Here is a 14,253-nt window from a genome sequence, read left to right on the forward strand (position 1 = left end):
CTGGTGGCGCCCCGCGGCCACGGCCGCGGTGGTGGCAACCGTGCTCACCGTCCTGCTCGCCGGCACCCCGCCGCTGGCCGTGGCCCTCTCCGGCCTCGCGGCCGCCGCCTATCTGGTCACCCGGCACGACGCCGCGACGGTGCCGACGATGACGACGGTGGTCGCATTCGCCGTCACCACTGCTCTCGTCGCCGCGGTGCCCGTCGAGCTGCCGTGGATACCGCTCGCCGCGCCGCTGGTGCTCCTGGTCGCCTATCTGGTGGCGGTGCGGCCGTTCGTCACGCCCGATCGACCGAGCACCTGATACCTCGATGCCGGCCGTCGCGAAGCCGGAGGTGCGGGTTCCTGTGCTGAGTCGTGCCGTAGCGTCGTGGCGTGAGCCGCGCCCTCGACATCCCCATCCCCGGCGGCCCCTACGCGCTCGCCCAGGGTCCGGACGGCGCCATCTGGGTGACCCTCATCCACAGCGGGGAGATCGCGCGGATCGCACCCGGCGGCGACGTCGACGTCCACCCCGTGCACCCGCAGAGCAAGCCGGCGGTCATCGTGGCAGCGCCGGACGGCGGCATCTGGTTCACCCGCAGCGGTGACGACCGGATCGGGCGAATCGGGACCGACGGTGCGCAGCGCGAGATCGAACTCCCGCATGACAGTGCACCTTTCGGGCTCTGCGTCGGACCCGACGCAGCGCTGTGGTTCACCACGATGACCTCGGGCACGGTGTGCCGGCTCGGCACGGACGACGAGGTGGACGTCGTGGCCGTGCCCGGCGGCACCCCGTCGATGATCACCGCGGGTCCCGACGACGCGATGTGGTTCACCCTGAACGAGAAGAGCGCAGTCGGGCGGGTGGACATGACCGGAAACGTCAGCGTCCGGCCGACACCGACCCCGGCGGCCGGACCTGTCGGCATCGCGGCGACCCACGACGATGCGGTGTGGTTCACCGAGATCCGCGCAGACAGGCTGGGCCGCATCCCGATGAACGAGGCGATCCAGGAACTCGAGTTGCCGGGCAAACCCCATGCGGTGGTGGCCGACCACGCCGACGCGGTCTGGGTCAGCCTCTGGGAAAGCGACCAGATCGCACGGGTCGCCGCCGACGGGGAGGTCGCGACCATCGACCTGCCCGCAGGCAGCGAACCGCACGGACTCCTGATGGCAGCCGACGGCGGCCTGTGGGTCGCCCTGGAGGCGGGCTACGTCCTGCGGCTGCCCGTCAGCTGAGTCAGTTCCAGATACGCACGCGCCGTTCGGGTTCCAGGTACAGCTCGTCGCTCTCGCTGACGTCGAAGGCTTCGTAGAAGGCATCCATGTTGCGCACCACGCCATTGCAGCGGAACTCCGGCGGGGAGTGCGGGTCGATCGCCAGGCGTCGGATCGCTTCGGCCTCGCGGGATTTGGTGCGCCACACCTGGGCCCAGCCGAAGAACACGCGCTGCTCGCCGGTCAGCCCGTCGATCACCGGCGCCGGCCTGCCGCCCAGCGACAGCCGGTAGGCCAGCAGTGCGATCGAGAGTCCGCCGAGATCGCCGATGTTCTCGCCGACGGTGAACGCGCCGTTCACGTGATGTGACGGTTCGAGCCCGCGCGGGGTGAACGTCTCGTACTGCTCGATCAAAGCCTTTGTGCGCGAACCGAATTCAGTGCGGTCCTCGTCGGTCCACCAGTCCACCAGGTTGCCGTCACCGTCGTACTTGGCGCCCTGATCGTCGAAGCCGTGCCCGATCTCGTGCCCGATCACCGCGCCGATGCCGCCGTAGTTTGCGGCGTCGTCGGCGTCGGCGTCGAAGAACGGCGGCTGCAGGATCGCCGCGGGGAACACGATCTCGTTCATGCCGGGGTTGTAGTACGCGTTGACCGTCTGCGGCGTCATGAACCACTCGTCGCGGTCGACCGGGCCGCCGAGCTTGGCGAGGTCGCGGTCGTACTCCAACGTGTAACCGCGGCGGTAGTTGCCGTAGAGATCGTCGCGGGCAATGACCAGCGAGGAGTAGTCACGCCACTTCGCCGGGTAGCCGATCTTCGGCGTGAACTTGTCGAGCTTGGCGAGTGCCTTCTCCCGCGTCGCCGGGGTCATCCACTCCAGCTCGTTGATCGACACCCGGTACGCCTCACGCAGATTGGCCACCAGCTCGTCCATCCGCGCCTTCGCCTGGGGCGGGAAGTACCGCTCGACGTAGAGCCGGCCCAGCGCGTCTCCCATCAGCGACTCGACCACCGACACGCCCCGCTTCCAGCGGTCGCGGATCTGCTCGGTGCCCGAGAGCAGCCGGCCGTAGAACGCGAAGTCCTCGGCGACCAGCTCGTCGGTCAGCAGCGAGGCGCGGGCGTGGATGAGCCGCCAGCGCAGCCACGTCTTCCACGTCTCGAGGGACTCGCTCGACCACAGCGCGGCGAACGCGGTCAGATAGTCGGGCTGGCGTACGACCACCTCGGCCGGGGACGCGCCCAGCGCGCCCAGCCAGCCGCGCCAGTCGAAGCCCGGCGCCTCGGCGACCACGTCGGCCAGCGTGCGCAGGTTGTAGGTGAGGTCGGCGTCGCGGCGCTTGACCACGTCCCAGTGCGCGGCCGCGAGCTTGGTCTCCAGCGCGATGATCGTCGATGCGCTGTCGCTGTGGTCGCCTCCCAGGACGAGGGCGAACATCGCGGCGATGTGGCGGGGGTAGGCGGCCAGGATCTCGGCGTGCTGCTCGTCGCGGTAGTAGGACTCGTCGGGCAGGCCGATGCCGGACTGGGTCATGTGCAGCAGGTAGCGGGTCGAGTCCTTGGAGTCGGTGTCGACGTACACACCGGTGCCGCCGCCGATGCCGGTGCGCTGCAGCTCGCCGAGCACCCGGGCCAGCGCCTCGGGGGTGTCGGCGGCGTCGACGAGGGCCAGCTCCTCCAGCAGCGGGGTCAGCCCGCGCTCGCGAATCGTCTCCTCGTCCATGAAGCTCGCGAAGAGATCGCCGATGCGCTGCTGATCGGTCCCTTCCGGCGCGTGCGCCTCGGCCGCCTCGGTGATGAGGTCGCGGATCTGCTCCTCGGCGCGGTCGTAGAGCGTGCGGAACGCGCCGTCGGTGGCCCGGTCCGCGGGGATCTGGTACTCGGCGAGCCAGCGGCCGTTGACGTGACCGAACAGATCGTCCTGCGGTCTGGCGTCGCCGTCGACGTAGCGCAGATCGATACCGGACTTGAGGGATGTCGCTTCTACCGTCACCCCGACATCCTTCCAGAACTGCCCGGGTACCCTCACCGGCATGCCCGATGACCAGCCCGGATCCAGCGCGGGCCCCGAACCCGACCGTGAGGAGGGGGCGCCGCACCGCACCGTGAGCGGCTACGGCATCGCCTCGGCGGTCCTGGCCGTCGTCGCCGTCGTCGCTGTCGTCCTGTCGGCGATGATCTGGACCGGCCATCACAACGAGACCGAGGAACGGGCCTACCGCACCCGTGTGCTGCAGGCGGCCGCCGAGTGGACCGGTGTGCTGATCAACATGACCGCCGACACCGTCGACACCGATCTCGCCACCCTGCACGACGGCACCGTCGGCCAGCTCAACGCCGACTTCGAGCGGACCGTCGAGCCCTACCGACAGCTGGTTCGCACACTCAAGTCACGCACTACGGGCCAGCTCAACGCCGTCGCGCTGGAGAGCGTCTACCACGCTGCGCCCGGGATGCCCGCCGCACCGCCGCCGCCCGAGCTGGCCGGGTTCGCCAGCCGGACCGACACGGTGTTGGTGGTCGCCACATCGCTGAGCGAGAACGCAGGCACCGACACACCCCAGACCGTGCGGTGGACGCTGCGCCTCGACGTCTCCGATGTCGACGGCAGACTGCTGATCTCCCGGCTGGAGCCCATCCGATGAAGAACCTGCTGCGCGTCGCGCTCTTCGATGTGCTCGCACCGCTGGCCGCCGTGGCCGCACTGATCTACATCGGCATGGCGCTGGCCTGGCCGCTGTGGTGGGTGTCGGTGTGTTCGGTGCTGTGCCTGCTCGTGGTCCAGGGCGTGATCGTCAACATCGTGCTCGCCCGCCGCGACGCGGTGACTGTCGGTACCGACGACGACGGGCCGGGGCTGCGGCTGGCGGTGATCGGGACGGCGGCGGCCGCACTGATCGCCGCGGCGGTGGTCGGCTACACGCAGTGGACGGTGCCCGATCGCACGTTGAACTCCGACAGTGTCGAGGTCAACGGCATCGCCAGCAGTGTCGCCGAGGCGTCGGCGACGTTCACGCCGCAGGATCCGACCGCCTCGATCGACCGCGCGACGCAGATGATGTCGCCCGAGAGCGCGCAGCGGTTCAAGGCCGATTTCGCCACTGTCGCCAAGGATCTGGGCGGGCGCAATGTGTCGGCGCAGGCCAGCACGGTGTCGGCAGGCGTGGAGGCCATCGGGCCGCAGGCGGCGAGCGTGGCCGTGGTGCTGCGCGGTACGCAGAGTTCGCCGGGCAAACCGACCGACAGCGCGGTGCTCGCGCTGCGGGTGTCATTGGTCAAGACCGACGGCCGCTGGCTGGTCGAAGACGTCTCGCCGCTGCACTCCCGCTAGTCAATGCTGGTACGCCAGTGAGAAGCCAGGGTCGTGATCGGCGCCCCGATCACGACCGGGAATGCGCTTCCGCGGCGAGGTGGGTCAGCGCTGGCTGCGCATCTTCGCGAAGCGCTCCGACAGCCGGCCCATCCTGATCATCAGCGACGCCGGCGGGCTGACGGTGCCGCCGAGGTAGGCGGCGAAGTCGACGGGAGCCACCCCGATCCGCGAGGCGAACTCCTGCTCGCCCAGGCCCGAGCGCTCGAGCAGCAGCCGCACGTGACGGCCCACCTCGGCGCATTCGTTGGCCTCGAGATGCTCCCGGGTGCGCACCAGCACCTCCGACATCGCCTTCGACACCCCGTACGGCTCGGCGGTCTCGAGGACCTCTTCGACCTGACGGGCGGTACGGCCGTAGGGATCGCGCTTGATGGCCACCACGATGCGCTGCCAGACGGCGAGGTCGTCACGCTCGAGCGCGGCCCGGATGGCAGCCGTCGGCCAGAACTCGACGGGCCGGTCGTCGGAGCGCGTGCCCGGCGACGACCGCTGTTCCGGCGACGACCGCTGTTCCGGCGACGACCGCTGTTCGGACGACACAGTCACCTCGCCTCCTCCAACATCGCCACTGCGACCGACAGGCACCGCTGCCTGGCTGCGGCCCACTCGGTCTCCGCGTCGGGCCCCGAGGCGGCGACGTCGGGCCCGTCGGAAGGCCGGGGATCGGCCAGGCGGCGCACCAACTGGGTGGCCACCCAGTGCTCACGCGCCGGTTGACCACAGTAGTACCGGTCCATGCCGGTGAGTACTTCCGCCGCGGTCTGCGTGTCCATCGAGGCGACGAGTTCGGCGAACTCCGAGTAGTCGCGGGCGCTGTTGCGCTCCATGATCAGGAAGCTCTTCAACCGCAGGGTCTCGGCACCGGTGGGGATCTGCAGCCGGTCTCCGGTGGGCAGCAGCACGTTGGTGGTCTCCATCGGGCTGATCCGCTCCAACTGCGCGGGACCGGCTCTTTCGGTGGCTCTTTCTATGGCCAGGGCGTCGAGCGCCACGTCGAGGCGGCCCCGCCACATGGTGACCGGATGCTTGGGCAGCTTCACTGCGACGGTCTTGCCGTGCGCCCGGTTGCTGATGGCCGCCGGCACCCGTCCCTCGTTCTTCAACCGTCCCGGCACCAACTTGCCGCACGGTTGGCAGCCGCTGAAGGCCAGCGGGTCTGCCACCGTGATTGCCTGTGGCGCAAGGGTTTTGAGCTTCGCCGCCGATTTGACGACGGTGCGCAGGTCGGCCCCCGACGGCGCGAGTGCCGAGATGTCGTCGGGGATGATGATGAGGTCGCCGATGTCTGCCTTGGGCAACGGCTTCTCGAAGTCCACCGACGGCAGCACCCGGTCCAGCCAGCGCGGCAGCCACCAGTTCCACTCGTCGAACATCGCCATCAGCGCGGGCACCAGCACCAGCCGCACCACCGTCGCGTCCACGGCGATCGCGACCGCGCACGCCACGCCGAGCTGGGCCACCAGCGGCATGCCGGCGAACGCGAATCCGATGAACACCGCGATCATGATCAGCGCGGCGCTGGTGATGGTGCGGGCACTGGTCGACACCCCGTAGGCGACCGCGTCGCGGGTGTTACCGGTCTGCAGGAACCGCTCCCGAATCCGGGTGAGCAGGAAGATCTCGTAGTCCATCGACAGGCCGAAGGTCAGGGCGAGCACCAGCGGCGGGATCGTGCTGTCCAGCGACGAGAGCTGTTTGAAGCCCAGACCCTCCAACCACCCCCACTGGAAGACCGCCACCAGGGAGCCGTAGGCGGCCGCCACCGAGAGCACGGTCATCACCACGCCCTTGAGCGCGAGGAACACCGAGCGGATCGACACCAGCAGCATCACGAACGCGATGAGCGCGACGAACGCGAACACCGCCGGTTGGATCGCGGCGACCCTGTCGTCGAAGTCCTTGATCAACGCCGTGGGCCCGCCCACCGAGATCGTCGCGTTGCCCCTCGCCACCGCGGGTAGTTGTGCCCGCATCCAGTCGACGGTGTCGCGCGCGCCCATGTCCTCCGGATCGACCGACAGCACCGCGGAGAGCAGCGCGCTGCGGTAGTCGGTGCCGAACACCGCCGGAGACACCGACACCGTGTTCGGCGCCTGGGCCATCTTCTGCCGGATCGCGTCGAGCAGCGGCTGTTTGGCCGGCGCGGACGCGGCGTTGCCGTCGGGGAACGTGACCAGCACGCGGACCGGGCCGAGCGCGCCGGGGCCCAGCGCCTCGGCTGCGGCGTTGACGCCACCGCGGATCTCGTGGGTGGGATCGAACTGTCGCTGCATGCTGTTGCCGAGCGCCATGGAGAAGGCCGGCGCCGCCAGGGCCAGCAGCAGCGCCGCCGCACCCAGCGCCGACAACCACGGCCTGCGCATCACCCCGCCCGTCCAGCGGGTCCAGAACTTGGACTGCGTCGCCTCGATGCCGCGGCCCCAGTGCAGGTACGACGAGCGTCGCGCGGCCCGACGGCCGAACGTGGCCAGGACCGCGGGAGTCAGCGTCGTCGACGTGAGGACGGCCACCGCGACGGCGAGGATCGCGCCGGTGGCCATCGACCGCAGCACGGGCGTGTTGATCAAGTAGATGCCGGTGACGGACGCGATCACCGTCAGACCCGACAGCACCACCGCGAGCCCCGACGTCGCCATCGCGGCGTCGGCAGCGTCCTGCGGCTCGCGGCCGGCGCGCAGTTCCTCGCGGAAGCGCATCAGGATGAACAGCGAGTAGTCGATGGCCACGGCGATGCCGAACATCGAGACGGTCGAGGTCACGAACACCGACATCGTGGTGTACATCGAGAGCCAATAGACCAGGCCCATCGTGACCGCGACTGTGCACACACCCAACAGCAGCGGCATCGCCGCGGCGGCGAACGACCCGAACACCGCCAGCAGCACGATCAGCACGATCGGCAGGTTCCACCGCTCGGCCTGGGCGATGTCGTGTTTGGTGGCCAGCGTCGCCGCGGCGCCCAACGCGCCCTGCCCGATGACGTAGAAGCGCACCTTGCCGTTCTCGGTCTGGCCCGGGTCTTCGCCGACGATGCCGACTTTCTGGCGCAGTTGCTTGGCGATGTCGACCGCGCCGGTGTTCTCGAACCCGAGCTGCAGCGTGATCACATAGGGCCGGTCGGGCTGGGGTGGTGGTTGACCCGGGTTGGGCATCACGGTGACGCTGGGCACCTCGGCGGCGATCTTCTCCAGATACGCCACCGCGGCGTTCATGTCATCGAAGGAGGCGTCCGGTCGGGGTGCGGCGACCAGCGCCAACGGGGATGCACCTTGGTCGGGGAACTGTGCCTCGAGTTGGCGCTGCACGTACAGCGACTGTGAGCCCTCGACCTCGAAACCGCCGCCGGTCAGGTTGCCCGACTGGTTCATCGCGAGGTAGATCGAGGGGACGAGGAGCAGCAGCCACACCGCGAAGACCGCCCAGCGGAATCTGCGCAGGTTGCTGCTCACGCGCATCATGAACTGCTGGATGGGACGTCCCCACTTTCTCCCCGGCCTTTCGTAGCGAAAGGGTACAGCAGTCGGTTGTGAGGACACCTGCGCAAATGCTCCTGCCGGAGATGCCTCATGCAGCTCTAATTCGCGCCCTGCCCGATCGCTCGATTGGGCGTCGGGCGCCGGTGATGGCACGATGGCCTCGAGGTGGGCTAGATGATGTCCGTCGGTCGGGGATCTTTGCTGTTGACCGTAGGAACGCCTGCGGCGTCACCGGGCGCCCGCGGGCCGTGAGGAGTTCGTCATGTTTGCACGCACGATGTCCACCGCGCGCCGGGTGGGCGCCGCGACCGCGGTCGTCGTCGCCGCCGGTGGTGCCGCGGTGCTGATGGCCGGGCCGGGCGCGCCGGCCGGGCAGGCCGGGCCGGACCCGTGCGCGGCCAGCGAGGTCGCCAAGACCGCAGGTGCGGTGGCCACCGACACCGGCACCTATCTGGAAACCCACCCGCAGACCAACCAGGCGCTGACGCTGATCGCCAAGCAGCAGGGTGGAGCGCAGTCCCTGGGCGCACTCAAGTCCTACCTGGACGCCAACCCTCTCGTTCAGGCCGATCTCCAGCGCCTGCAGAAGCCGTTGACGTCCTTGGCCGCTCAATGTCAGCTGCCGGTGACGTTGCCGCAATTGCTCGGTCTGGTGCAGGCCGCCTCGCCGGGCGCCGCCTCGCCAGCGTCGCCCGTGTCGTCTCCTGCCGCGGCGAGCATGGGTGCTGGGGCGGCCGAAGCCACCCCCGGGGAGGCCCCGACGGCGCCGCTGCGGTGAGGAGATTTCTCACCAACCGTTAATTGCTCGGCAGGAAAGTCGGCTACCGGTCTGCTTAGCTTTCTAGGATGGTCGGCAGACCGGCCCGACAGGCGCCGGCTCCACCACTGCTGAAGGAGACTTCATGTTGATCTCGGGCCCCATCCTGCGCCGCGCCGTTGCGGGCGCACTGGGCGCGGGCGCGGTCGCCGGCGCCTCGCTGTTCGGCGCGATGCCGATGGCTTCGGCGCAGCCGGCGCTGCCGCCGAACTGCACGGCGGCCGACTTCGCCGGGGTCGCCTCCGGCGTTTCCGCGTCGACCTCGGCGTACTTGTTCACCCATCCGCAGGTCAACGACTTCTTCTCCGGTCTGCAGGGCTTGCCGATGGATCAGCTCCGCCCCAAGGTGGTCGACTACATGAACGCCAATCCTCAGGTCAAGGCGGAGATGACGGCGATTCGGCAGCCGCTGATCGACATCAAGAACCGGTGCGGCTTCTCGGAGCAGGACACCAACGGACCGCTCTTCCCATAGGCGCCATGCGAGACAGGGTGGATGCTTCGCCCACGCGTGGGGGGGAGCTGTCCGCCCAGGACGGCGCGGGTCGGACGGTGCTGATGGTGGACGACGACCCGGATGTCCGGACCTCGGTGGCTCGCGGTCTGCGGCATTCGGGGTTCGACGTCAGGGTCGCCGCGACGGGCAAGGAAGCGTTGCGGCTGCTCTCGAGTGAGTCGCACGACGCGCTGGTGCTCGACGTGCAGATGCCCGAACTCGACGGCGTCGCGGTGGTGACGGCGCTGCGTGCCCTCGGCAACGACATCCCGATCTGCGTGCTGTCGGCGCGCGACACCGTCAACGACCGCATCGCGGGCCTGGAGGCGGGCGCCGACGACTACCTGACCAAGCCGTTCGATCTCGGTGAGCTGGTGGCACGCCTGCACGCGCTGCTGCGCCGTGCCCATCACTCCGATCCGATGTCGGACACGATGACGGTGGGATCGCTGACCATCGACACGTCGCGCCGGCTGGTGTTCGTCGCCGGCGAACGCGTCGAGTTGACCAAGCGGGAGTTCGATCTGCTCGCCGCGCTGGCCGAGAACGCCGGCGTGGTGTTGAGTCGGCAGCGGCTGCTGGAACTGGTGTGGGGCTACGACTTCGACGTCGACACCAACGTCGCCGACGTGTTCGTCTCGTACCTGCGGCGCAAGCTCGAGCGCGACGGCCAGCCGCGGGTGATCCACACCGTGCGCGGCATCGGCTACGTGCTGCGGGAGGAACCGTGAGAAGCCTGGTCCCGGGCGCGCGGTGAGGCTTCCGCGCGCCTTACGGTCGGCATCGCTTCGCACCAGGGTCGCCATCGCGTCGGCGGCCGCCGCGGCCGCGGTGGTCGCGGCGTTCACGATCCTGACCTCACTCGTGCTGGCCAACAACGACGCGGCACAGCTGGATCGCCGTCTCGATGCGATCGTCGATGCCAGCGTGTATCCCGAGCAGCTCACCGATCAGCGCCGCGGCGTACTCCAGACGGGCCGGTCCCGCTCCTCGGGACAGGTGGTCTATCAGCGCGGCTTCCAGCTCCCCGCGTTGCCGCCGGGCACCCAGACCGTCACGGTCAACGGGGTCGAATACCGGGTGCGCACCCTGCCGGTCGACCAGAACGGCGGCGTGCTGATGTCGATCGGCATCCGCGCCGACAGCATCCTGCTCAACCGGGCTCGGGTGCCGCTGGCCATCGCCGTGGCTGTGGTGACGGTGCTGATCGCCGCCGGATTGGGCTGGCTGCTGGCCGGGCCGGCGATCCGGCCGTTGCGCCGGCTCACCGAACACACCAAGAACCTGGGCCAGGGCTCGGAGACGATGCCGGAGGTGCGCGGGGTCCGCGAGGCGGAGGATCTGTCCGAGGCGATGAGCGCGATGCTGGACCGGCTCGCCGCCGCGCAGCGCGCCACCAGCAACTCGCTGCAGGCCGCGCAGGACTTCGCGGCCAACGCCGCCCACGAACTGCGCACTCCGCTGACCGCGATGCGTGCGGACCTGGACACGCTGCGCATTCACGATCTCCCCGCCGATGAGCGCGACGAGGTGGTCGCCGATCTGTCCCGGGCGCAGCGCCGGGTGGAGGGCATCATCACCGCGCTGGGTCAGCTGGCGTCGGGTCAGCTGGCGCAGGCCGAGGACCGCGAGATCATCGACGTGACCGACATGCTCGACCGGGTGGCCCGGGAGAACATGCGGGTCAACCGGGATGTCACGATCGAGGTGCACGCCGCCGACACCCTCGGTTTCGTGCTGGGCTGGCCGGGTGGGCTGCGGCTGGCGGTCGACAACCTGGTGCGCAACGCGATCACGCACGGGCATGCCACCCGGATCGTGCTGGCCTCCTACCGGCGGTCCACAGACGACGGCACCGTCGTGACGATCGTCGTCGACGACAACGGCCGCGGGCTGCCCGTCGACGAGCACGAGAGCGTGCTGGGCCGCTTCTCCCGCGGCAGCAACGCCGCCCCGGGCGGATCGGGTCTCGGGTTGGCCCTCGTCGCGCAGCAGACGGCGCTGCACGGCGGCGCCATCGAACTGTCCGACGGACCCCTCGGTGGCCTGCGAGCCACCCTCACGGTATCGACACAGCCTGTGCCGCAGGCAGATTCAGCGGACTGACCGGGCGATCGCCCGCCAACCCAACAGCAGCGCCGCGGTGGTGAGCGTGGCGACCACGATGAAGCTGACCGCGGTGCCCTGGCCGCTGATCTTGCGCAGCAGCATCCCGGCGACGACCGTCGCCACCCACACCACGACGCCGGTCGGTACCAGCGCCACCGGGCGTCGCCACGCGCGGGCGAGCACCCAGCCGAGCGCGGTGCCGGCCAGGAACGGCCACGCCGTCTGTGCCACGCCCGCCACCGTCAGTCCCTCGGCGTGGCTGCGGCGCCCGATCGCGCAGAACACCAGGACGCAGACCACGTCGGCGGCCAACGCGGCCGGTGCGCGGCTACCGGCCCGCATAGGTCATCAGGTCGTCCTGCAGCGGCATGACGTCGCGTTGCGGCTTGGCATCCGTGGCGGGCGGCAGCGTGACGGGTCGCCCCGCACTCAGCGGGTCCTGCGAGTCGGGCACCCTGCCCTGCAGGTCGAACGACGAGAACACGAACGGCAGACCGTCCGAGCGCAGCGGATCGGGCGTGCTCATCACGTGGAAGTGCAGGTGCGGGGCGTCGGTGTTGCCGGTGTTGCCGAGGTGGGCCAACGACTGCCCGGCGGTGAGCCGGTCACCCGGTTTGACCGTGATGCTCCCCGTTTGCAGATGCGCATACAGCGCATAGTTGCCGCCGCCGAGATCCTGCACGACGTGGTTGCCCGGATACTGGTCCAGTGTCAGGCCTTTCGGCGCGGCGAACGGCGTCTCCTCGGCCATCCCGTCGACGACAGCGACCACCGGACCGTCGGCGACGGCGTGCACGTCGGTGCCGTAGTACGGAAAGCCGGTCAGATCCGAGGGCGCGCCGGTGAACAGCTTGCCGTCGGGCATCAGCTGCACGTAGTCGATCGCGAATCGTTCGGCGACCCAAGTGCTTCCGTTGATCGGATTGAGTGCACCGCGGTGCCCGGAGATGCCACAGCAGCCGTCGCCGTCGAGCCAGTTGGGTCCTGACAGCGGCGGGTCGATGGTGATGGGCTTGCGCTTCTGCACCGCCACCGGCGCCACCTCTTCGACCAACGCCGCCGGGATCAGCGGTGGCTGCGGGCGGCGCACCGACAGCCCCAGCGCGTGGACGAGCCGCTCGGGTGCCGGGCTGTCGGCGGGCAGCGCGACGTCCAGCCACACGTGTGCGGTCTGCGCGGGTCCCAAAACGCCTGTGGGAGCCGGACTTCCGGCCAGTCGCGTGACGGCGGTGAGACGATCGGTGGGCAGTGTCAAAAGGGTCTGGTCGCCGGCGCGCACCTCCAGCGAGGTGAGCGACACCTCCTGCGACAGCGTGTTCGTCAGGGTGAGCTCGTAGACCAGGTGCGTCTTGCCGTCGGTCGCCGGAACCGGAATCGGTTCGGCCACTGCCTGCGCCAGCACCGGGGTGACCACCGACGGTTCGGCCGGGCCGGGGCGGGGTGTGGGGCTCGGCGCCGCGGCGGCCGAGGTCGGCGTCGTACTCGACGCGGACGTCGAGGTGGAGGTCTCGGGGGAGGACGATTGCGAGCAGGCCGAAGAGAACGCAGTGACTGCAGCCATCGTCAGGACGGCGAGGGTTCGGGGGAACGTCATGAGGCCTGCTGGGTCTCCTCGGGCGGCGGCGGATGCGGCGCATCCGGATCGGGGCTGAACTGCGGACAGATCTCCTCGACGGTGGCCGGCGCGGCCGCGGGCGTCTCGGTGTCGGACGGGATGTCGCTGTCGAGGTCCCCCTCGGTGCGGAACATGAAGAAGAACACCACCCACCCGATCGCGGCGATGAAGATCCAGCTGATCAGCCGGTAGATCAACATCGCCGAGATCGCCGAAGCCAGCGACATGCCGCTGGACACCAGACCGGGTACCAGGACCGCCTCCACCACCAGCAGCCCGCCGGGCATCAACGGGATGGATCCGACGGCGCGCGCGGCGGCGTAGGCCACGGTCACGCCGGCCAGCGACGGGTGACCCCCGGTGGCGTAGCAGGCGGCCAGCAGACAGCCGACGTCGGCGATCCAGTTGAACAGCGACCAGCTGAACGCGACCGACAGATCGCGGCGGCCCAGCTGCACCGACTCGAGCTGGGAGAGAATTTCCCGCCACTTCGTCAGGCCCGTGTCGGGTGCCCGGCCGCGGGCGGAGTTGAACCAGCTCAGCACCCGCACCCCGATGCCGTCGATCAGTTCGGGGCGGGTCGCCACGGCCTGCGCCAGCAGCACCAACGCGAGGAAGCCGCCGAGCGAGAAGATCAGCGACAGCGGGTTCTTGCTGGCGCCCAGCAGGAACGCGCCGCCGAGTCCGAGCAGCGCCAGACCCACGACCTGCAGCACACCCGACATCACCAGCTGCCACGACGCCACCAGCGGGGAGGCGCCCCACAGCCGCTGCTGCCGGTAGATGAACGTCGCCGACAGCACGGGACCGCCCGGCATCGTGGTCGACAGTGCGTTGCCGGCGTAGAACGCGGCCTCGCTGCGCCACTGGTGCACGCGTACGCCGGCCGAGGCCAGCAGGGTGCGCTGGATCTGGGCGAAACTGTGCATCGACGCCATCGCGGCGAGCGCCGCGACGCCCACCCACCACCAGTTCGCGGAGTACAGGCTCTTCCACGCCTTGGTCAGCTGGTCGCGCACCAACACCAGCTCGACGGCCAGCACGATGAGCGCGACGGCGATGAGCACCCATCGCAGCCACCAGTACTTGCCCCGGGCGGGCCGCTCCGGACCGGCGCCGGCCGCGTGCGGCTGCATCGGAGGAGCGTCGTGTGACACG

Annotated in this window: 13 protein-coding genes and 1 pseudogene; 8 read left to right on the top strand and 6 right to left on the bottom strand. The window is 69.8% G+C overall.

From position 1 onward, the window contains the following. Both MHN84_RS22935 and MHN84_RS22940 read left to right on the top strand, forming a co-directional pair. A pseudogene (locus tag MHN84_RS22935) lies at window positions 1-304 on the top strand (hypothetical protein); the annotation flags it as partial. 71 nt (window positions 305-375) lie between these two features. Next, window positions 376-1,227: a virginiamycin B lyase gene (locus MHN84_RS22940; protein WP_241206823.1), complete on the top strand. Its 852-nt coding sequence runs from the start codon at window positions 376-378 to the stop codon at window positions 1,225-1,227. Between the two features lies 1 nt (window position 1,228). Here the strand turns inward: MHN84_RS22940 and MHN84_RS22945 are convergent, their stop codons facing one another. Next, on the bottom strand, window positions 1,229-3,202 hold the full coding sequence (locus tag MHN84_RS22945) for a M13 family metallopeptidase (protein ID WP_241206824.1): 1,974 nt from the start codon (window positions 3,200-3,202) through the stop codon (window positions 1,229-1,231). A gap of 40 nt (window positions 3,203-3,242) precedes the next feature. Here MHN84_RS22945 and MHN84_RS22950 point away from each other — a divergent pair, with 40 nt between their 5' ends. Together MHN84_RS22950 and MHN84_RS22955 are read left to right on the top strand one after the other, a co-directional pair. Continuing rightward, window positions 3,243-3,854, top strand: coding sequence for a hypothetical protein (locus MHN84_RS22950; protein ID WP_241206825.1), 612 nt, complete (start codon window positions 3,243-3,245; stop codon window positions 3,852-3,854). Further along, window positions 3,851-4,540: a hypothetical protein gene (locus MHN84_RS22955; RefSeq protein ID WP_241206826.1), complete on the top strand. Its 690-nt coding sequence runs from the start codon at window positions 3,851-3,853 to the stop codon at window positions 4,538-4,540. Before MHN84_RS22950 ends, MHN84_RS22955 begins: the two co-directional genes overlap by 4 nt. A gap of 84 nt (window positions 4,541-4,624) precedes the next feature. Here MHN84_RS22955 and MHN84_RS22960 read toward each other — a convergent pair whose 3' ends face one another. Next, window positions 4,625-5,128 carry an XRE family transcriptional regulator gene (locus MHN84_RS22960; protein ID WP_241206827.1) on the bottom strand — a complete coding sequence of 168 codons (504 nt, stop codon included), beginning with the start codon at window positions 5,126-5,128 and terminating at the stop codon, window positions 4,625-4,627. Further along, window positions 5,125-8,040 carry an MMPL family transporter gene (locus MHN84_RS22965; RefSeq protein WP_241206828.1) on the bottom strand — a complete coding sequence of 972 codons (2,916 nt, stop codon included), beginning with the start codon at window positions 8,038-8,040 and terminating at the stop codon, window positions 5,125-5,127. Before MHN84_RS22965 ends, MHN84_RS22960 begins: the two co-directional genes overlap by 4 nt. A gap of 280 nt (window positions 8,041-8,320) precedes the next feature. Here MHN84_RS22965 and MHN84_RS22970 point away from each other — a divergent pair, with 280 nt between their 5' ends. The 4 genes from MHN84_RS22970 to MHN84_RS22985 all read left to right on the top strand — a co-directional run bounded on the left by MHN84_RS22970 (window position 8,321) and on the right by MHN84_RS22985 (window position 11,477). After that, complete coding sequence (locus MHN84_RS22970; RefSeq protein WP_241206829.1) at window positions 8,321-8,836, top strand: hemophore; 516 nt, start codon at window positions 8,321-8,323, stop codon at window positions 8,834-8,836. 124 nt (window positions 8,837-8,960) lie between these two features. Beyond that, entirely contained in the window at window positions 8,961-9,350 is a 390-nt protein-coding gene (locus MHN84_RS22975) for a heme-binding protein (RefSeq protein WP_241206830.1), read from the top strand. Window positions 9,351-9,355: 5 nt separating this feature from the next. After that, window positions 9,356-10,102 (top strand): response regulator transcription factor, encoded by a 747-nt coding sequence (locus MHN84_RS22980; RefSeq protein WP_304654338.1) that lies wholly within the window; start codon window positions 9,356-9,358, stop codon window positions 10,100-10,102. Window positions 10,103-10,124: 22 nt separating this feature from the next. Next, a complete protein-coding gene (locus MHN84_RS22985; RefSeq protein ID WP_241206831.1) occupies window positions 10,125-11,477 on the top strand; it encodes a HAMP domain-containing sensor histidine kinase in 1,353 nt (450 codons plus the stop codon). Here the strand turns inward: MHN84_RS22985 and MHN84_RS22990 are convergent. Genes MHN84_RS22990 through MHN84_RS23000 form a run of 3 tightly spaced genes read right to left on the bottom strand, consistent with a single transcriptional unit; the run spans window position 11,466 to window position 14,252 of the window. Then, entirely contained in the window at window positions 11,466-11,822 is a 357-nt protein-coding gene (locus MHN84_RS22990; RefSeq protein WP_241206832.1) for a DUF3054 domain-containing protein, read from the bottom strand. The genes MHN84_RS22985 and MHN84_RS22990 overlap by 12 nt on opposite strands. Further along, window positions 11,809-13,074, bottom strand: coding sequence for a M23 family metallopeptidase (locus MHN84_RS22995; RefSeq protein ID WP_241206833.1), 1,266 nt, complete (start codon window positions 13,072-13,074; stop codon window positions 11,809-11,811). Before MHN84_RS22995 ends, MHN84_RS22990 begins: the two co-directional genes overlap by 14 nt. After that, window positions 13,071-14,252 carry a YbhN family protein gene (locus MHN84_RS23000; RefSeq protein ID WP_374238409.1) on the bottom strand — a complete coding sequence of 394 codons (1,182 nt, stop codon included), beginning with the start codon at window positions 14,250-14,252 and terminating at the stop codon, window positions 13,071-13,073. Before MHN84_RS23000 ends, MHN84_RS22995 begins: the two co-directional genes overlap by 4 nt. Between the last annotated feature and the right edge of the window lies 1 nt (window position 14,253).

The organism is Mycobacterium sp. PSTR-4-N, from assembly GCF_022348085.1.
GTDB lineage: Bacteria > Actinomycetota > Actinomycetes > Mycobacteriales > Mycobacteriaceae > Mycobacterium.

Bases quoted from the DNA above. Each gene is read 5' to 3' on its own strand.
- MHN84_RS22965 (WP_241206828.1), bottom strand. From the start codon at position 8,040: ATGATGCGCGTGAGCAGCAACCTGCGCAGATTCCGCTGGGCGGTCTTC.
- MHN84_RS22970 (WP_241206829.1), top strand. From the start codon at position 8,321: ATGTTTGCACGCACGATGTCCACCGCGCGCCGGGTGGGCGCCGCGACC.
- MHN84_RS22995 (WP_241206833.1), bottom strand. From the start codon at position 13,074: ATGACGTTCCCCCGAACCCTCGCCGTCCTGACGATGGCTGCAGTCACT.
- MHN84_RS22980 (WP_304654338.1), top strand. From the start codon at position 9,356: ATGCGAGACAGGGTGGATGCTTCGCCCACGCGTGGGGGGGAGCTGTCC.
- MHN84_RS22950 (WP_241206825.1), top strand. From the start codon at position 3,243: ATGCCCGATGACCAGCCCGGATCCAGCGCGGGCCCCGAACCCGACCGT.
- MHN84_RS22990 (WP_241206832.1), bottom strand. From the start codon at position 11,822: ATGCGGGCCGGTAGCCGCGCACCGGCCGCGTTGGCCGCCGACGTGGTC.
- MHN84_RS22955 (WP_241206826.1), top strand. From the start codon at position 3,851: ATGAAGAACCTGCTGCGCGTCGCGCTCTTCGATGTGCTCGCACCGCTG.
- MHN84_RS22975 (WP_241206830.1), top strand. From the start codon at position 8,961: ATGTTGATCTCGGGCCCCATCCTGCGCCGCGCCGTTGCGGGCGCACTG.